The sequence below is a fragment of the Glutamicibacter sp. AGC46 genome (assembly GCF_053543715.1).
Genome location: NZ_JBLVOJ010000024.1, coordinates 340,835 through 359,617 on the forward strand (window position 1 = coordinate 340,835; position 18,783 = coordinate 359,617).

Consider the following 18,783-nt stretch of genomic DNA (forward strand, 5'->3'; position numbering starts at 1 on the left):
TCTTGCCTACTTTCCTGAACCTGCGGCGGTGCAGAACCGTGCTCCATCCGAGATACGTCCATCATCGCGCACGAGCTTGACCTCGATACAGGTTTGTCCGCCTTTCCCGATCTCGGTAGTGGCGCTTGGGGACATCGTCTGCTTGTATTCTCCCGTTTCCGTGGCGGTAATTGGAGCCCACCGGTAATGGTCTGCCTTATTCGGTTCTGGGTTGGACCAACGGAAAGTTACAGTTTCTCCGACCGTGGAGTACGCAAAATTATCCACCTTCGGCACAGTGCCGCCAACCAATGCATCCTTGGGCCCGTCCGTCGCTGTAATAGGCGGGCCAGAACGCTGTGCAGCATTTTGGTCCGGCAAGTACATGTTGGCAATGACAGCGCCGCCAACCAGGAGAAATAGCACAAGGCCCACTGCGATGAAGACCTTCGGCAGGCCCTGGCGCGGCTTCGGTTCTGCCGGCGCGTCCACCGGCGTTCCTGATTCGCCTGGAGCTGCGCTCTGCTGGCCCGGAGCCGAAATGGAATCCTTCGGCATTTCCAGCCGCGGTATTGGAACTGACGGTCCTGCCTGCCGCAGCCGTTGCCCGGGAACGGAGGAAATCATCGGTGGGGCAGGCAGCGGACGCTGCGCATCGCTAATCGAAGTAACATTGCGAACGCGAGTGCTCTCGCCGTGATCTTCGTCAACCGCTTCTGCAGGTTCTTCAAGTACTTCAAAGGGCGTGACCGAGAAGCCCAGCTCGATCTGGATTCGTTGCATCGAGCGGGCCAGTTCGGCAGCCGAGCCGAATCGCGACGCCGGGTTCTTCGCCATGGCTACCGCCAGCGCCTGGCTCAATGATTCAGGAACATCAAGCCGTTCCAACGGCACCAACGGCGTATTGCAAATCCGCTCAATGAGTACTGCCTGCGAATTATCCTGTCCAGGACGGACGAATGGCGAATGCCCGGCCAAGATCGTATAGATCGTGGCACCGAGCGAGTACACATCCATGCGCACACCCGGAGGCATGCCATCGCCGAAGGCTTCCGGTGCGGACCATGGCACCGAAAGCCCAGCGGTGTGTGAACCGATAGTTCCCGAGATGCCGAAGTCGGTCAGCGCCGGCCTGTTGTAGTCGGTGGTCAGCACGTTTCCCGGCTTGATATCGCGATGCACAATGCCAGCAAGATGCGCAGTATGCACCGCTGAACACAACTGGATCGCCAGGGACAGCGTTTCATCAATGCTCAGGACGCCACGACGGTATCGGACGTCCAAAGAAGGCCGGGAACAATACTCCATGGCCAAATAGGAACGTCCGTCTTCGGTGATCTCCGCTTGGTAGATCGTGACAATATACGGATGAGTGGACAGCTGGGCCATCAAGTTGGCTTCCGCCTCGAATCGCTGGCGAGCTTCCTCATCGCTGACATCCGCCAGCAGCACCTTCACCGCCACCTTGCGGTTGGGCCGGTGCTGCTCGTACAGATAGACATCGGAAAATCCACCCGTGCCCAGCGGCTTGACGTAGGTGAATCCCGGGATCTGCGGCGCCGGAGCTGGCGCGCGCCGCAGGCTCACGGCAGATCCTCGAAACGTATGCTCACGCCATCACCCAGATCAGCGACATCGCCCTTGATCAGCATGATCTCCTGGTGCCGGGACAGGCGCCGTGGCCGCTGCCCTTCGCGCAAGAGCACGGTGCCATTGGTCGCGCCCAGGTCAACCAGCTGCACATGCCATCCTTCCACTCGCACATGCAGGTGCGAGCGGGAGATGTCACCGCTTGGGCTTTCCACCTTCAGCAGGCGGGGTTCGGTGTCGGATTTGATGGCTGCTGCGCTTGGCTGGCGCCCCAGGATCACCGAGCGGTTCAGTTCATGGGCGTATTCGCGGGCGCCACCGTGATCGCTGACAATCATGCGCCCCATGGCCGGTTTGCGAACTTGCTGCGCTTGGCCGGTGAGGCGCTCGCCGCATTCCCGGCAGGTCGAGGCAGTTGGAGGGTTGGGATGCCGCTTGGAGCAAGAGCGGGCCAAGATGAATTCATTCAGCGACACCGAATTTTCGGTGCCGTCCTTGGCGTCCAAACCTGAAGCGGCGCTGGATTTCGGAACACTGGAGCCGCGGATGATCGTGTGCTCGTCGTCGGCTGGTTCAACCGGCCGCGCCGAAGAGGCAGGACTTCCCGGGCGCGGTTTGATAATCGTGTCCAGATCATCGCCCTGGCCGGTATCGTAGACGGTCTCTGCTGCACCTCTGGCGCCCAGCAGCTGTCCGCCCAGCGATAGTTCCTCCGAGTAGGCTTCCTGCTCGTATTGTGCTGGATCCTGAGTTTCTTCCGAGACTTCGGTCGGCGGCAGCGCATAACTCGTTGCCGTGCCATCTGTCTGCTCATCCCCGGCACCCTGTGCAGATACCTTGGCCGCGTCGGCTGCCTTGGCTGCTCGTGCCAACACAGCTGCGGGGCCCTTGGGATCTCCTGCTTCTTTGGACGGCGCGGCGGCGCCCGGGTCGGATGCCGGCTTGGCGGCAGTTGGCGATGGTTCTTTCGCTGCCGCTGGGGCCTTTGCCGGCGCGGGCGCAGCAGCAGGCTTGGCCGCGGTTGCTGCGGGGGTCTTTGCCTGCGCGGGGGCCGCCGCAGGCTTAGCCGCAGCTGGCGCTGGCTCTTTCGCTGCCGCTGGAGCTTTTGCCGGAGCAGCCGCCGGCTTGGCAACAGCGGGGGCCGCCGCAGGCTTAGCCGCAGCTGGCGCTGGCTCTTTCGCTGCCGCTGGAGCTTTTGCCGGAGCAGCCGCCGGCTTGGCAACAGCGGGGGCCGCCGCAGGCTTAGCCGCAGCTGGCGCTGGCTCTTTCGCTGCCGCTGGAGCTTTTGCCGGAGCAGCCGCCGGCTTGGCAACAGCGGGGGCCGCCGCAGGCTTAGCCGCAGCTGGCGCTGGCTCTTTCGCTGCCGCTGGAGCTTTTGCCGGAGCAGCCGCCGGCTTGGCAACAGCGGGGGCCGCCGCAGGCTTAGCCGCAGCTGGCGCTGGCTCTTTCGCTGCCGCTGGAGCTTTTGCCGGAGCAGCCGCCGGCTTGGCAACAGCGGGGGCCGCCGCAGGCTTAGCCGCAGCTGGCGCTGGCTCTTTCGCTGCCGCTGGAGCTTTTGCCGGAGCAGCCGCCGGCTTGGCAACAGCGGGGGCCGCCGCAGGCTTAGCCGCAGCTGGCGCTGGCTCTTTCGCTGCCGCTGGAGCTTTTGCCGGAGCATCCGTCGGCTTGGCAACAGCGGGGGCCGCCGCAGGCTTAGCCGCCGTTGCTGCGGGGGCCTTTGCCTGCGCGGGCGCAGCAGCAGGCTTAGCCGCAGTTGGCGCTGGCGCCTTTGCCGGAGCCGCAGCAGGCTTGGCCACAGCGGCGGCCGCCATCAGGCTTGGAGCTGCTTTGGCCGGAGCAGAAGGGGTGGCAGGTGATTTGGATGCGGCACCGGCGGGCGCACCAGCAGCCGCATCCCCTTCGGTGCCCCACTCAAGGCTTGATACTCGAACAATGCCTTCGCTAATTGGCAGCGCGAACGCAGCTTCAGGATTCGCCGAACCGGTGCTCAAAGTCCATGACTTCGACTCGCCAAGTTTGCGTTCGGTCCAGGTCGCAATGCCGGCACCGCTGACCAGCTCGTCACCGGCAGCTGTCCGTGCGGTAAATTCTGGGGCTCCCCGCAAGACCAGATGCGGTGCCCTGTCCCGGGAAACCAAAGCGAAGTTCGGCAGCTCGGCAATGTTCATCTGGTAAAGCGGCAACAGCTCTGAGAGCAGTGCTTCCACCGTCGTCTTCCCAACGAGGTTGGACCACAAAACGTTGACCTGTTCGGCGCTGGCGCTGGCAGGAAGCAGGACGATGTGCTGGTTATTCACCAGGGCGTACCAGTCGCCGGGAATGTAACTCAGGCCGTTCATGATTTCTCCTCTTGGTGGCTCGTGGTCGATATGCGTGGGATTGTTATGCCAACATCATCGGGGTGCCCATACTGCACGTCGGCGACGATCACGCTGATATTATCGCGTCCTCCGGCGTCGATGGCCGCTTGGACCAGTTCCTCGGACGCCTGCTGCGGATCCGGGAAACGCGAGAGGATCTCCTGGATTGCGGCGTCGCCGACTTCGCTGCTCAGCCCATCTGAGCAGACCAGAATGCGTTCGTGCCCTGCTAGTGGCACCAGCCAGTAATCGGGTTGGCTGTTGGCGTTGATCCCCAATGCGCGGGTGATGACGTGCCGGCGCGGATGGGTGGCCGCTTGCGCGGCGTCCAGCTGGCCGATATCCATCAGCTCCTGCACTTCGGAGTGATCGATGCTGACCTGTTGCAGCAATCCTTGGGCCCACAGGTAGGTGCGCGAGTCGCCCACGTTGAAGACCAGCAGTTCGGGTTGTTCTTCCTGCCCGCTGGAGGTCCTTGCATCAATCAGCACGGCCCCGGTGAGTGTGGTTCCGGCTCGGCCGGAGCCTGCCTCCACAATGCTGCGGTCAGCTTCAAGCAGCAGCGCGTCCAGGGTTTCCGGATCGAGATTGGTGCCGGCGTCTTGGAATCCTGCACCCAGGATCTTGAGGCACAGGGCGCTAGCTATTTCACCTGCCTCATGCCCGCCCATGCCATCGGCAATGGCCAGCAACCGTTCCGAGGCCAGCAAGCTGTCCTCGTTCAGGGCGCGGCGCAGTCCACGGTCAGTTGCCTGGCCGTGGCTGAATCTGAGGCTGGCTGCCGGGCTAGTATCTGTCATGGACGTTCCACCTGGAAGTAGCGGTCACCGAAGTACACCGTACGGCCAATCATTGCCTGTTCCGGCTTGCCCGGGACAAGTTCGCGCACGTTTCCATCTTCATCGACAATGGATGAGCCGTTGCCCGAATCCCGGTCCGTAACCCAGACACTGCCTACTCCCGGCTCGATCAGCAGATGCGTTTTGGAGACGGTGCGTTCCGGATCATCCACGGCGACCAGGTGAACACCTGCATCGCCCTCTGCGTAGGAAGGGTTGCGTCCGATCAAGATGCTGCCAGCAAGGTCAAGGCACCGGCTATCGTCAAAGAGCAGATGCAAGGCATCAGGCGATTGCGAACGAATCTGCGTGTGACCGAGATCTGCATCCGGGTCACCACCGGACTTGGACGAAGGGACTTCAACGATCTTCGCCTCCGGCTTAGGCTGCGAGGCAGGACGGGGACGAGCTGCTTTCTGCGCCTCAGGCGCATTGGCGCGCACGGCGCCTGGCACCGAATCGATGACTCCCGAGGACTTGCCGGGCTCTTCTTCTGGTTCGCCCACGAAGCGACGGCCCGGAGCATACTGCTGCTCAGGCGCGAAAGACCCCGGTCCCCCGGTACCACCGGTAGTCAGCGGATCCCGTCCAGCCTTGATATCCAGTACCAGCGTCCCGGCCGCCTTATCGTGCCATCCCTGCTTCTTGCCGTTCGCGTCGAATTGGTTGGAGATCACCATCAGCACCGGTCCCAGGATCGGAACGATACCCGCGACGGCTATCAGCAAACGGCGAATAATGGTCTTGCCCCAGCCCGGGCGCTCGCCTGACACAGTAGCGGTGCGTAACCCGAGGAGCACATTGCCAAGACTCTTGCCTGCAGCAGCTTCCCACCACCACAAGAACACCGTGTAGGCCAGAGCCAGGACGCCGTACAGGATGTACGTTCCGGCGATCTCGCCCATGATCTGCGGCGCATCCAGCGAGTTCACCATCCTGGATCCGATCATCGGCAGGAAAATAGCCGAGAGGACCAGTACTGGCAGGAAGTCGACGAGCCACGAAAGCAGCCGCTGCGCAGTTCGGGCATCTACCAGGTCCATTTTTACCGCCATGGCTTGCTCCTGTTTTTCCGTTGCAATGTTCGTGCCGTGGTAACCGTTTTAGCCGCCAACTCGTGTATCAGAGAGCGTGGAGAGTATTTCACCCGCATCTTGCCGAAGAAGCCCAGCGGCTCCTGCATCTTCTGGGTCTGCGCAATGACATCCTCCCAGTACTTCCGCACTTGCTCTTCGGTCGGTTCTTCATGCGCGAAGTTCGCCGCATCCGCACGCTGCGCCAGCGACTGCACCGGGCTGGACAGCGCCGGGAAACCGTCGGCCAGCACGCCGGCACTTTCCCGCCGGGTCGCACCGCTGGCAGTCGCGATTCGGTGGTCAGTGGCATGGCTGAGCAATTCCTGCCAGCCACCGCTCACGCGGTCACCGGCGCTGCCGGTTTGAGAACGCTTCTGCCTGCGGCGCAGCTTCAGCAAGGCAACCAGCAGCAGCGGCGAGAGCACAAGCAGCACCGAACCCAGCGAAATGCCGGCGACAATGATGACCTGGCCCCAGCGTTCCCAGAAGGTTTTCGGTTCCTCTTCGACTTCCTGCGGCTCCGGTGCAGTTTGCGGAGGCAAATCCGCTTCTTCCTGCGCCGGTGGTGGCGGTTGCAGCACCTGCGGCTGCGGCACAGCCTTGGGTTCCTGTTCCGGAGGAGTGGGCTGCTCGTCTTCATTCGGCGTCGGGTTGAAAGCAACCCAGCCTATTTCCTCGAAAGCGATCTCCACCCAGGCATGAACATCGGACCCCTTGATTTCAACGGCCTTCCCCGGCGCGGATTACTCCGGGTAGAAACCCATGACTACGCGCGCAGGGATCCCTTGCTCGCGGGCCATCAGCGCCATCGCGACAGCATACTGCTCGTCATCGCCGATCATCTGCTCGGCATCGAGCAGGCTGGTGATACGTCCCGCTCCGTGCCCGGAGAGCGAGGGAACCTGGCCCTCGGTGCCGTTGGAGAAGAATCCGGTTCCGGAAAGCATGGCTTCAATGCTCCGCACGCGCTGCAGGTCGCCGCGTGCCGTACCGGTGAATTCGGCGGCCTTGGCTCCCGCCGTGGCTGGCACATTGGCCAGCTCTGGCATGCGGAACTGCGCCAAATCCAGTTCATTGAGCTGGTCATCGCTCGGCTTGGCGGGGAAGAGCACCTTAGCCGTGTAGGCATCGCCCTTCTCCAGGCCAATGGAGCTCAGCGCGCTTTCAGAGGTATCGCTGTAGAACAGGGAACGGGCCAGTTCATCTTCACGACCGCCGGCCAGATCCAAGCCCATGAGCTTGCCTCCGGAAGGAACCCACACCCCTTCATAGTCCTGGATCGAGATTTCAAGTTCAGCCGCTTCGCGGCCTTCCAGCGTCTGGGCAGAACGAATATCGCTGGCATCACCCACGGGGGCAAAACTGCCACCAGCGGAAGGATCCACGTTGATGACCATGCCGTTGTAGGAATCCAATGCGGCCAAGCGGATGCGCTCGTCCTTTGGCAAGCCCTTGACGGTCAGCAGGGTGTCGTCAGCCATTGTCTTCACATATTTGCGGAAACTCGTCAGCGGGCTTGGATAATCGTAGAGATCCACAGGCGGTTCCAACGCATCGCGTAACACCTGGCGCGGGGTTTCGGGGGCCAGCAGCGGAGTGGCCGCGGCGGTCGCTACGCCGGCTCCGGCCAGCACCAGGGCTCCGGCGATGATGCGGCGCAGCAACATCTGCTGGCCGCCATGGGAATCAAGCTGCTCGTGGTTCACCGAACTGAATCCGCCGGAAATGCGCGTGTCCATGAAGCGCCGCCAGGCAAGCCAACCGACCAATACCGCAATCAAGGCGACGCCACGGGCGATCGGCATCGGCACGTCGCGGGTGCCGAAAACAATACCCAGCACGAACATCGCCAGCAGCGGCAGCAAAGTCCAATACGGCGAGCGCAAATGCCAGGCCGCCAATCCGGCCAGCAGTGCGGTGAGCAGCGCGGAAAGGAAGGCCACGATCAGTACGCCGCCGTAGGAGCCTACCGGTGGCGCCACGGTGAGCATGTCTTTCCAGCTGAAGACCAGGCCGGTCAGCAAGGTGCGCAGGGATTGCCCGGTGGGCAAGATTCCGAAGGCAGCCTCGCGTGGAGTGGCCAACGGCGTGCCCAGCACGAGGTACAGCAGTGCGAACAGGGCCATGGTCCGCCACGTGCCCAGCTTGAAGTGCACATTGGCCCAGGCCAAAGCAAGACCGGCAACAATTCCGCCCACGGCAGCCAGGATGAAGTTCAAGCTCGCGCCGTAGGCGTCCAGGAGACCCAGGGCACCAAGGACCAGGGCCAATCCCAGGCAGGCCGCGTCAACGCCGAAGCGCCAGAGGGGCAAAGTCTGTTTCATGCCACGGCCTTTCGCAGCATCAAGCCGAGTTCTTCCAGCTTGCCCAGGCTCAGTACCGTCAGCTCGCCAATGTTCGAGCGCGTCGGCTCCATGCCGGTCTCGCACCTGATAGCGATGGCGCGCACTCCGGCAGGCACATGCATCCAGGCTTCGCGCAGCGACTTTGCACTGGTCCTGGTGCCGGTGAGGAAGAAAAGCACCGACGCTCCGGGCACGATATCGGCGGTGTGGCGAACCACCTGCACCAGGTTCTCGCGCTGGCCAGCGGCTGCTTCGATGCGGGTCAGCGAGTCCATCATCATGCGGCCGCTGTCGGTGCGCACCGGACCTTGCTGGGTCACGATGGCCAGCTTGCGCTGTTCCGCCACTGCCTGCTGCCCGATGGAGGCAGCGACCGAAATAGCCAGTTCGAAATCTTCCTCTGCGTGCGCCTCGCAGTACTCGTCCAGATTGGTGCTCAGGCTCAGTGCCAGGTGCGAACGCCGGGTCTCTTCGAACTGGCGGACCATCAATTCACCGGTACGCGCCGTTGACTTCCAGTGGATATGGCGGCGGTCGTCTCCTGCCTGGTATTCGCGCAGGGCGTGGAAGGACACATCGGAGTTCGAGAGATCCGAAGTGGGCATGCCTTCGAGGTCGCGGATGAAACCAGCAGAGGAGCCATCGAGCGCGGTGGTGCGCGGATGGATGAACAGCTCGTAGCGGTCGGTCCATTTCACCTGCCGGCGCAGAATGGCGAAGGGGTCCTGGCGGACCGAGCGGACCGGCCCCACCTCCAGCACCTGGCGGCGCTGGGTCGGGATGGTGAACAGGTCTTCGTGCGTTCCTTGCGGCTCCAGGCGCGGGATCCGGAACTGGGCGGCACCATGGCCTACCGGAAGTTCCATCATCACCGGCGCTGCGCTGCGCGAGGCCTGGTTGGCCACCTGCAGGGCGCCAACGGCGCGGTCCCCCACAGCGACACGGGTGCGGTGCAGGTCCAGGTCCACGCTGAAATCATTGCGGCCCAGGATGAATCCCACGGAAGCCAGCAGCAGCAAGGTGGCCATGAAGGCGCCGAGCAGGGCCTCCTGCCAGCCGAAACTGGCGCCCAGGATCCACAGGAGAATCGCTGTACCCAGCAGCACGAAGCCCAGCGGCGAAATGACCGTGGTGACCGGTGCGAGGAAACGGGTGCTGAATTCCTTGACCCGCGATGTTGCAGGGCGCAGGTATTCGCGCAGCACCTGCATTGCTTCGCTGGCCATGGTCAGCGACATTTCGGCCCTGCGATTCAGCCTGGTGCTCCGTGCAGAACGCTTAGCTCGTCTGCTCATTAATGCTCGTCCTGGTCCTTGCCGGCGGCCGGAGCGGAGTCTTCATTGCCACGGCGGGTGGGGGCCGGGACCTTGCGCAGCACCGAGGTGATGACCTGGGCGGAGGTGGTGCCGGTGAATTCCGCTTCCGGGTCCAGCACCAGGCGATGGGTGAAGATATAGGGCGCCAATTCCTTGATGTCATCCGGCAGCACGTAGTTCCGTCCCTGGCTGGCAGCCCACACCTTGGCCGCGCGCACCATCGCCAGGGCTCCGCGGACCGAAACTCCCAAACGGGTTTCCGGAACTTCGCGGGTCGCTTCGCACAGCGCCGCGACGTACTCCAGCACGGCGGTGTCCACATGCACGGTGGTTGCCAGCTCGGCCATTTCCACCACTGCTTCGGTAGTGATGATGGCGCTCAGCGCGGTCGAGCGGTCACGCTGGGTGCTGCCCGAAAGCAGCGCCACGGTGGCTTCCCGGTCCGGATACCCGATGGAGGTCTTGATCAGGAAACGGTCCAGCTGGGCTTCGGGCAGCCGGTAGGTACCGGCCTGCTCGATCGGGTTCTGGGTGGCAATCACCATGAACGGGCGAGCCTGCGGGTAGGTGGTGCCATCGACGGTGACCCGCCCTTCTTCCATGACTTCCAGCAACGCCGACTGGGTCTTTGGAGACGCGCGGTTGATCTCATCGGCCAGCACGAGGTTGGCGAAGATCGGTCCATGGTGGAAGTCGAACTGCCCGCTGCGCTGGTCGTAGATGGTGATGCCGGTGACGTCCGAGGGCAACAGATCCGGGGTGAATTGGATGCGCGAGTTGCTGCCCCGCACCGTGGCGGCCAGCGAGCGGGCCAGCATGGTCTTGCCGGTGCCCGGTGCGTCTTCGAGCAGCACGTGCCCTTCGGTGAGCATGGCAGTTAGCACCAGCTTGATGGCCTGGTCCTTGCCCAGCACGGACAGTCCGACATTGGACACCAATTTGGCGAAGGTATCGCAGAACCAGTTGGCCTGCTCGGTGCTCATGGTCATGGCAGTGTTTGTTCTTTCTGTACGTTTTGATGCTCGGCCGATGCCGCGCTTATCTGAAATTAACCCGGTCGGATTCCGTGCCGTCGATTTTCGCGAAGTACGGCTGGGCATATCCCGATTCGATCACGCATGGCAAGTCCTTGGAGGCCCGGCCATTGCCGTCGACGTTGAAGGTCACGTAATTATCCGAGAACATTCCCTTGGAGTGGTAGCACTGCGCCAGGTAGGTGTGGGTGCCCGGGTCGAAGTCGTAGAGCTCCACGTGGTACTTGTAGCAGTTCGGCGGGCAGGTGGAGTTCGCGTAGCCGTTGTACAACGGTCCTTCGGACAGCTTCACCGAACGGGCCGGCTTAGGATTGGTCTGATCCGTTTTGGACCAGGACTTGCTCTGGCCTTCGGTATCCGTTGCCACGATCTTAAGGGTGCGGCTGGTGGAGTAGCCCAGGTTGCTGACCTTCTCCGTACCGTCGTTAGCTGTGTTAGACCCGTCAATGGCTACCGTCTGGGTGACCTTGCGTCCGTTGGATTCGCCGGCGGCTGTATTCCAGCTGAAGGAAATCCAGTTATCGCCATGCGACGAGGAAATCTTCGCGTTATCGCGCAGCGGACCGTAGGCGCTGGTCTGGTTGCTGGCCGGGCTGGGGTCTCCCGGGCCGGCAGCATTCAAGGCACGCACGCGCCAGGTATGCGCGGTGCCGTTGGAACCGGTGTCGATCACCGAGCCGGGGCCGCCGAAGGACTGCCACCCTCCGCCATCGGCGGAGTACTGGTATCCGGTGATCTTCGAGCCGTTGGCCGCAGGAGCCTGGAAGCCCAGTTGCACCATGCGATTGGCGCCGGTGGCCTTGGCGCTCACGCTGGACACGGCCTTTGGACGCCCGTACGGGGTCACCGCCACCGAATTCGAGCTCTGTTCCGAGCTGCCCTTGCGGTTGGTTGCCGCGATGGTGAAGGTGTAGGAACCCGAGGTGCTCAGGCCGGTGACCGACTGGCTGGTCTGGTTGGCCGCAATGGAGCCAATGGTCTTCTCCAGGGTTCCGGACTCGTAGACGCGCAGGGCATAGCCGGTGATCGGTGCGCCATTGGTGCCCGGTGCGTTCCAGGCGACGTTGACCACGCCGCCATCCACCGCGGATTCCTTGCGGGCCGCGGGGGGGGCGGACGGCTTGAACGGCTTGCCAGCCGGGGTCACGGCTGCCGAGTAGGCGCTGAAGGCCGATGGCTTGGATGCCTTGTTCACCGCACGCACGCGGACCTGGTAATCGGTGCCGTTCTTCAGGCCCTTCCAGGTATAGGAAGTGCCGGTAATGCCGGTGACCTGGGTGACGCCGTTGGCCGGTGCCGGGGAGATCTCCAAGGTGTAGCTCTGGATGGCCGAACCCCGGCTGGCGGGGGCAGTCCACTTGAAGGCCGCCTGCTGGTCGCCGTCGGTGCCGGTCGGGGCGGCAGGCTGTTCGGGTTCCACGTCCGGTCGGGCATCGGCTGACGGCGCCGAGGCCGGGGACTGGCCGATCTCGTTGGCGGCGGTCACCGTGAAGTTGTATACGGTGTCGTTGGCCAGCGGGGTGATGGTGCAGGTGGTGGTGGCGCACCGCTGGGTGTGCCCGCCGCCGGTCACGGTGTAGTGGGTGATCTGCGAGCCGTTGTTGGCCGGTGGGTCCCACTGCAGCACAGCCTTCTCATCCCCGGTGGACTGGACGCGTGGCAGGCCCGGGGCTTCCGGGGCGCCCTTGACGTTCAGCGTCACGGTACCGATGACGTTGCGTGCCACGTCTTCGGTGACATCGCCAATGGTGTATTCCACCCGCATGGTGCCCACGAAGTTGTCCTTCGGGGTGATGGATACCTTGTCGCCGCTCGTTTCCACTTCCCCGGCGTCTTCCAGGGCGCGGGCGTTGATCAGGCGCAGCGGGCCTTCATCCGCGTACGGGTTGTGGTCGTTGGCCAGCACATCGACCACTTCGGTCTTGCCCTGGGCCGCATCAGCCACGTTATCGGCCACAGCTACCGGCAGCTCGCGGACCGAGCCGGTCACGGTGATGTTCATGGCGGCCGGAACCGGCGGGTTCACACCGTCGCTGACCGTGACGGTGACGGTACCGGTGGTGCCCTTCGGGGTCGAAGCTCCGGCGCTGACCTTCAGGTTATGCTCTTCGACCAGTTCGGCCTGGACACCTTGGATATCCACCGAAGAGATGGCGAACTTCAACTTCGGAACGTCGTCTTCATTGGCATCGTTGGCGGCCATGCGCAGGTCCAGGAAGGCTGGCTCCTCGCCCTGGCCCACGGCCAAGGCATTGGCCTGCAGGGTCGGAGCGAAGTTCTCCTCCTGCGGCTGCTCTTCTTCCTCTTCCTCTGGCTCTTCCTCCTCCGGCTGGCCTTCTTCGTTCTGGTTCTGGCGCTCGTCGGGATCATCCTGGCGTGGAGCCGGGGTGACATTGATTGGCAGGGTCAGCTTGGACTTCAGGCCCATTTCATCGTCGGGGCCGGTGCCGTCGGTGACTTCGAAGCTGACGGTAGCCGAGCCGTCGAAATCGACCGGTGCACGGAAGGAAAGCTCGGTGGCGGACTTGACCAGCTCGCCGTCGTTTTGCGGCATCGAGGCCACCGACTCTTCGGTGGTCAAGCGCGGGGTGCGTCCCTCGCGGACGAGGACCAGGTCATCCAGGTTCAGTGGCAGGACCTGTCCCGCCTCGACCTGCAGATTCAGCCCGCTGCGCAGGATTGGCCGTGCTCCAGCGGTGCCTGGCACATGGACGAAGGCAGTAGAAGCCAGTTCGTCGGGGTCGGTCAGGGTGTAGGCAATGATCTGCGCGTCCTCGGTGGCGGTGACGACCAGGCCATCTTCGGTGACTTGGGCAGTAGACGGGTTATCCGGCAAGCTGATCTCCAATTCGCTGGAGCTGCCATCCGGGTCCTCGTCATTGCGCAAGATATCTACGGTCACTTGTTCATCGCCGATGACTTCTTCCAAGGAAACCCGGTCATCGCGGGCAATGGGCGCCAGCAGCTGGGCCTCTGGATCGGACCTGATGCTCAGCGTGCCCGCCGCGGTACCGCCGCGGCCGTCGGAAATCATGTAGCGCACCGAAACGTTGCCGTCTTCCGGGGGCGAGGTCAGGGTGACGCGGCCGTCAATGACTTCCACCTCCATGCTGGCTTCGGTGGAGACTTCGCTCATCAAGGCGATCGGGTCGCCATCCGGGTCGGTGTCGTTGTCCATCACGTCCACCGCCACCGGGCGGTTGGGGCGCACGGTCAAGAAGTCGTTGACGGCAACCGGGGAATTATTCGATTCGGCAAGCGGTGCCACGCCGATCTTGATCGTGCCGGTGGCGCGGGCACCCAAACGGTCTTCCACCACGTAGCTGAATTCATCGGTGCCCGAGGCATCGGGGTTGGCCGTGTAGTCGATGGAGGCCCCGCGGATCTTCGCGGTGCCCATGCGCGGGGAATCGCCGAATTGCACGAGGGAGACCGAGTCGCCATCGGGGTCGATAGCGTCAATCGGGATCAGCACGTTGGTGCTGGAGCCGGCGAAGACCCGCCCGGTGACTGGTTCCGGGTTCGGCGGGGTGTTCTTTTCCAGGTCATTGGCTTCTGCCTCGGGCAGGACGTTGAAGGTGACGCTGGCGCTGGTTTCCTGGCCATCAGGTCCTGCCACGGTGTAGACCGCGGAAACCTGCTTGGCCTTGCCGCCAAAGTCGCCGGCGCGGAATCGAATCGTTTCGTCGGCAACCGAGATCAGGGACCCTTCTCCCAGATCATCAGCTTCTTCCAGCTCGGGACGCAAGAGCAGCTCTCCGCCGTTCGGGTGGATGTCGTTTTCCAGAACCTTGACGGTGGCCACGTCGTTCTCGCGGACGGTGACGGTGTCCGGGTTGGCCTGCGGCGGATCCATGCGTGGTGGTGCCGGAATCGGAATCACGCGGATGGAACCGGTCGCTTCACGAGAGCCATTGGACACGGTGTAGCTAATGGTGGTCGGGTCGGTGAGGCCGCGCACGTCGGTGATGCGGACAAAGGTATTGCGTTCTACGGAGGTGGAGAACGGCTTGTCGCTGGCGGTCTGCACGCCGGTTACCACCAGTACGCCACCGGCCGGGTCGGTGTCGTTGCCCAGCACGTTGACCAGTACATCCTGGCCGGCAGGCAGCAAGGCGACATCGCGTACCGCGATCGGATCCTCGGCATTTTCTTCCGGCTTCTTGATATCGATGCGGGCCAGGCCCGGGGCGCTGGCCGGGCCGTTGGTGGCCATGTATTCAACGTAGTAGGTTCCGGCGCGTTCGGCGCGCGCGGTCACGGTTCCGGTCTGTGCGTTGGTTTTGATTTCCAACCCGGGAACATCATCCACGCCGGCCAGCCGCAGACCGTCCCCGCTGGGATCAGTGTCATTTTCCAGCGGGGAGAAACTGGCGGATTCATTGATATTGGCCACCACATGATCGGTTGCGGTCACCGGTTTGACGGTGGCGTCGGCCAAGACCTCGATCAGGACCCGGCCCTTGGTGCCCTCCTGCCCGTCGGAAACCTGGATGGCCAATTCCTTTTGCCCCAGCTTCTTTCCGTCATCCTGGAACGTCAAGGTGCCATCGGGCTGGACGCGGATCACATCATCGCCATCGGAAGTTCCACCGAGCAAGCGGAGGTCATCGCCTTCCGCGTCGGTCCAGTCAGCGAGCACGTTGTGGCTGACTGACTCGCCCTGCTGCACGCGCAGCACGGTGGTGCGCTTTTGTTCCGGAGCCTTGTTGGTTTCATCGTCCACCACGTTCAGCTTGACGGTCGCGGTGTCCTGTCCCCCGCGGCCGTCTTTGGTGGTGTAGGAAAAACTCGCGCCGCCCCTGGCATCTTCGGGGACCACAATCTGGAATCCGGTGCCGTCATGGACCGGCTGCACGGCACCTACCGAGGGCGCAGCGCCTTCCAGGTTCGCGGTCAGCAAATCGCCGTCCGGATCCACGTCGTTATAGAGCACCGGCAGCAAGGTGGTGCGGCCGGGGCGTACCGAATAGCTGTCGTCCTCGGCGATCGGCTTCTTGTTTTCCTCGGTGCGGTTGGGCAGCTCGATGGCGTCGGTGATTTCCTTGGTTTCTTCTTCCTTGGCTTCGCCCTTGCCAGCAGGCGGTTCCAGATCACTCCAGTTGCTGACGATTTCCATGCCTTCATTGGCCAACCAGACTTGCCCCGAATGCACGTCGTTGAGCACGACCACGTCCCGGTTGACGCGGAACGCCAGTTCAGCGCCTTCTGGCATTTCCGGAATTGCGGTGCTCTGGTTATGTGCCGGGTCATCGCAGAAGCGCAGATACTCGCCGCTGGTCTGCCAGGCCGCGTAGGTGCACGTTCCCACGCGCACCGGCTGGATAGGGGTGCCAGCGGTTTCCAGCTGCTCATAGTTGGTGTCCTTGCCGGACAGGCTCACCGTTGCCAGCGACTGGTCCAGGGCCACAGCAATGTTCTCGGCTGCCGGGCCCGGAGACTGGATCCGGGCGTTGGCAGGATTCTCGAGAATTGCGGAGTTGCCCTCCGAGGTGACCAGTTCGCCGGTGGCTTCATCGAAGACCACGCCGATCTTGCCGACGGACGAAAGCTGCGGCTCCTTCATTTCGGCCAGTTCCGGAATTTCGAATTCCTGGGCGAGTTCGGCTTTCCCATCGTCGTCCAGGGTGAAGCTGGAAAGGGTTCCTGCGCCGAGGTCTGCGGCCCAGATGGTGTCGTCGGCGCCAACCACGGCGGCGACTTCGCCCTTGGACTCGATCAGCGGTTCGGCGCCTTCGCCCTTGAAATCGGCAATCTGTTCGAGGTTGCTGGCCTGGACAGTTCCGTGTTCCGCGTCGGTGACGGCGACAACGGACGCACCGAAGGAGAAGGATGAGTTAGCTGGCAGGTTGTTATCGCCAGCAAATTGCACCATCGCGGGGTCAATAGTGGTCAGCGAGGCCTGTTCCAGGTTGCGTACCAGCACGCTTTCTTCATGCTGCACCAGGTCATAGTTGGCCAGCGGGGTGGCAACGCCACCGTCGATGGTGCGCGACTGGTAGTTGACATGCCCGATCTTGCCTTCGGACTGATTGACTACCCAGACACCACCGTCGTTGAGTTCCACGTCAGCTGTTTCGAAGCCCGGATAGATAATGGCGCCGGTGACGGCAAGGGCCGCCACGACTGGGATCGCAGTCACCTTGAACCCGGTGCTTTTGAGCAGTCCGGTCCATCCGGTCGAAGCGGCTTTGGCCATCTAGAGGTCAGTCCTTGGTTTGCTGGTACGAGTGTGCGCCAGAATCCGGCCTTATTCCCCATAGCCAGACTCAACGCCCTCCAATTCTAACGAACTGACAAAACCTCCGCCATGGAGAGTTCTCCCCATGGGCACTGACTGGGCGATTCATCAACGCAAGACAATTCGCGTGCTTCATCTTCATCAGCGGGAACCGCCTATGCGACCGCAGATGCCCTTTGATTCCTTTTCGGCAGGTCCAGCGGCATAACCCGCGCCTGGAAGCACCTGCTAGACGACCGCGGAAGCAGTTCAGAACGAACCTGCGCAAAAGTCTTCAACAAATCTTTCATATCAACTACTGTTAGTTACATGACATCCTCTGCACCGCACCGCGAGCCTTCGGCAATCGACCAGATCGCCGAAGCCTTCTTCGTCAAGTCCCTTGAACTGACCCCGGAATGGGGAGTTTCCCTTGGCTTGCCAGGCTACGAGACCACCTATGGCGACTACTCCCCTGCTGGCACCACCCAGCAGATCAGCTTACTGCGGGAGACTTTGGGCGCATTGGCCAACGCCACTGCGGTCGACGCAATTGACGAAGTCTCGCTTGACGCGATGACCGAGCGATTGAGCCTCGAACTGGAAATCCTGTTCACCGGGCGCACCGAGCTGAACAATATCGCCAGCGCGGCACAGGAAATCCGCTCAATCATCGATTTGATGCCGCAGGAGTCCTCCGAGGACTACGCTTTCATCGCCCAGCGAATGTCCAACATTCCGGCTGCGATTGACGGCTACATCGCATCTTTGCGTGATTCCGCTTCAAATGATCTGGTTGCGGCGCAGCGCCAAGTGTCCATAGTGATCACGCAAACCACCGATTACGCCAAGGATGGCGGATTCTTCGACCAGTTGGCCACCTCCGGCACCGCAGTGGATACCACTTTGCAAGCACAGCTGGAAGCCGGAGCCGAAGCCGCGAAGAAGGCCTACCGCAAACTCACCGCGTACTTGCAAGATGAACTCCTGGCACAGGCACCGGCCGAAGACGCGGTGGGCCGAGAGTACTACTCGCTGATGTCCCGCCGTTTCCTGGGCGCCGCAGTGGATTTGGAAGAGACCTATGCCTGGGGCGTCGGCGAACTCGATGCCATCATCGCCGAGCAGCGGCGAGTCGCCCAGCAGATCAAGCCGGGCTCCACGATCGAGGAAGCCAAGAAGATCCTCAACGAGGATCCGGCGCGCAAGCTCTCAGGCACCGACGCCTTGCGGGAGTGGATGCAGGGCAAGGCTGACCAGGCCATGGCGGACTTGTCGGGCAAGCACTTTGACATCCCGGCGCCAATGGACCGCATCGAATGCATGATCGCTCCGACCCAGGATGGCGGCGTGTACTACACCGGCCCATCAGAAGACTTCAGCCGCCCGGGACGGATGTGGTGGTCGGTTCCGCCTGGAGAAGATGAATTCACCACGTGGGCCGAGCTCACCACCGTCTATCACGAGGGCGTTCCCGGCCATCACCTGCAGATCGGTACAGCCCAAATGCAGGCTTCCACGCTCAACAGCTGGCGCAGATTGATGTGCTGGGTTTCCGGCCAGGGCGAAGGCTGGGCGCTGTACTCCGAACGCCTCATGCACCAGCTGGGCTACCTCGATGACCCGGGCGATTACATGGGCATGCTCGATGCGCAACGCATTCGAGCCGCGCGAGTGGTCTTTGATATAGGAGTTCACCTGGGCTTGGAAGTTCCTGCACAGTGGGGCACCGGCACCTGGAACGCCGAAAACGGCTATGAGTTCCTGGAGAAGAATCTGGACATGTCCACGGGTCAGCTGGACTTCGAGTACAACCGCTATTTGGGATGGCCAGGCCAGGCTCCGTCCTACAAGATCGGCCAACGGCTCTGGGAGCAGATCCGCGACGATCTCGCGGCCGCCGAGGGCGAGGACTTCTCGCTCAAGGAATTCCATACCGCGGCATTGAAGCTCGGTTCAGTTGGCCTGGATACCTTGAAGCGCGCCCTAGTGAAGTAGCCTCCAGGAAATCGGCTTGGGGGGGG

Annotated in this window: 10 protein-coding genes; 1 reads left to right on the plus strand and 9 read right to left on the minus strand. The window is 62.7% G+C overall.

What is annotated here, in order from left to right; genetic code table 11:
- Positions 1 to 6: 6 nt before the first annotated feature.
- Genes ACNPM8_RS13675 through ACNPM8_RS13715 form a run of 9 tightly spaced genes read right to left on the minus strand, consistent with a single transcriptional unit; the run spans position 7 to position 16,738 of the window.
- A complete protein-coding gene (locus tag ACNPM8_RS13675) occupies positions 7 to 1,566 on the minus strand; it encodes a serine/threonine-protein kinase (protein WP_332503532.1) in 1,560 nt (519 codons plus the stop codon).
- On the minus strand, positions 1,563 to 3,908 hold the full coding sequence (locus ACNPM8_RS13680; protein ID WP_448940020.1) for an FHA domain-containing protein: 2,346 nt from the start codon (positions 3,906 to 3,908) through the stop codon (positions 1,563 to 1,565). The genes ACNPM8_RS13675 and ACNPM8_RS13680 overlap by 4 nt, the downstream gene beginning before the upstream one ends.
- Positions 3,905 to 4,729, minus strand: a complete 825-nt coding sequence (locus tag ACNPM8_RS13685; RefSeq protein WP_332487810.1) for a PP2C family protein-serine/threonine phosphatase — start codon at positions 4,727 to 4,729, stop codon at positions 3,905 to 3,907. The genes ACNPM8_RS13680 and ACNPM8_RS13685 overlap by 4 nt, the downstream gene beginning before the upstream one ends.
- Positions 4,726 to 5,823 carry an RDD family protein gene (locus ACNPM8_RS13690; RefSeq protein ID WP_448940021.1) on the minus strand — a complete coding sequence of 366 codons (1,098 nt, stop codon included), beginning with the start codon at positions 5,821 to 5,823 and terminating at the stop codon, positions 4,726 to 4,728. Before ACNPM8_RS13690 ends, ACNPM8_RS13685 begins: the two co-directional genes overlap by 4 nt.
- Positions 5,814 to 6,536, minus strand: coding sequence for a DUF4129 domain-containing protein (locus ACNPM8_RS13695; RefSeq protein ID WP_448940022.1), 723 nt, complete (start codon positions 6,534 to 6,536; stop codon positions 5,814 to 5,816). Before ACNPM8_RS13695 ends, ACNPM8_RS13690 begins: the two co-directional genes overlap by 10 nt.
- Positions 6,537 to 6,587: 51 nt before the next feature.
- Positions 6,588 to 8,168 (minus strand): transglutaminase-like domain-containing protein, encoded by a 1,581-nt coding sequence (locus tag ACNPM8_RS13700; RefSeq protein ID WP_448940023.1) that lies wholly within the window; start codon positions 8,166 to 8,168, stop codon positions 6,588 to 6,590.
- Positions 8,165 to 9,484: a DUF58 domain-containing protein gene (locus ACNPM8_RS13705; RefSeq protein WP_402735509.1), complete on the minus strand. Its 1,320-nt coding sequence runs from the start codon at positions 9,482 to 9,484 to the stop codon at positions 8,165 to 8,167. Before ACNPM8_RS13705 ends, ACNPM8_RS13700 begins: the two co-directional genes overlap by 4 nt.
- Positions 9,484 to 10,494 carry an AAA family ATPase gene (locus ACNPM8_RS13710; RefSeq protein WP_105661752.1) on the minus strand — a complete coding sequence of 337 codons (1,011 nt, stop codon included), beginning with the start codon at positions 10,492 to 10,494 and terminating at the stop codon, positions 9,484 to 9,486. Before ACNPM8_RS13710 ends, ACNPM8_RS13705 begins: the two co-directional genes overlap by 1 nt.
- 49 nt (positions 10,495 to 10,543) lie before the next feature.
- The gene (locus tag ACNPM8_RS13715; protein WP_448940024.1) at positions 10,544 to 16,738 is read right to left on the minus strand and encodes an Ig-like domain-containing protein; all 6,195 of its coding nucleotides are present in this window, start codon (positions 16,736 to 16,738) and stop codon (positions 10,544 to 10,546) included.
- A 351-nt stretch (positions 16,739 to 17,089) separates the two neighbouring features.
- On the opposite strand from ACNPM8_RS13715, the gene ACNPM8_RS13720 reads away from it, so the two are divergent.
- The gene (locus tag ACNPM8_RS13720) at positions 17,090 to 18,757 is read left to right on the plus strand and encodes a DUF885 domain-containing protein (protein ID WP_105657126.1); all 1,668 of its coding nucleotides are present in this window, start codon (positions 17,090 to 17,092) and stop codon (positions 18,755 to 18,757) included.
- Positions 18,758 to 18,783 lie beyond the last annotated feature (26 nt).

Bases quoted from the DNA above. Each gene is read 5' to 3' on its own strand.
- ACNPM8_RS13715 (WP_448940024.1), bottom strand. From the start codon at position 16,738: ATGGCCAAAGCCGCTTCGACCGGATGGACCGGACTGCTCAAAAGCACC.
- ACNPM8_RS13720 (WP_105657126.1), top strand. From the start codon at position 17,090: ATGACATCCTCTGCACCGCACCGCGAGCCTTCGGCAATCGACCAGATC.
- ACNPM8_RS13680 (WP_448940020.1), bottom strand. From the start codon at position 3,908: ATGAACGGCCTGAGTTACATTCCCGGCGACTGGTACGCCCTGGTGAAT.
- ACNPM8_RS13700 (WP_448940023.1), bottom strand. From the start codon at position 8,168: ATGAAACAGACTTTGCCCCTCTGGCGCTTCGGCGTTGACGCGGCCTGC.
- ACNPM8_RS13685 (WP_332487810.1), bottom strand. From the start codon at position 4,729: ATGACAGATACTAGCCCGGCAGCCAGCCTCAGATTCAGCCACGGCCAG.
- ACNPM8_RS13710 (WP_105661752.1), bottom strand. From the start codon at position 10,494: ATGACCATGAGCACCGAGCAGGCCAACTGGTTCTGCGATACCTTCGCC.
- ACNPM8_RS13690 (WP_448940021.1), bottom strand. From the start codon at position 5,823: ATGGCGGTAAAAATGGACCTGGTAGATGCCCGAACTGCGCAGCGGCTG.
- ACNPM8_RS13705 (WP_402735509.1), bottom strand. From the start codon at position 9,484: ATGAGCAGACGAGCTAAGCGTTCTGCACGGAGCACCAGGCTGAATCGC.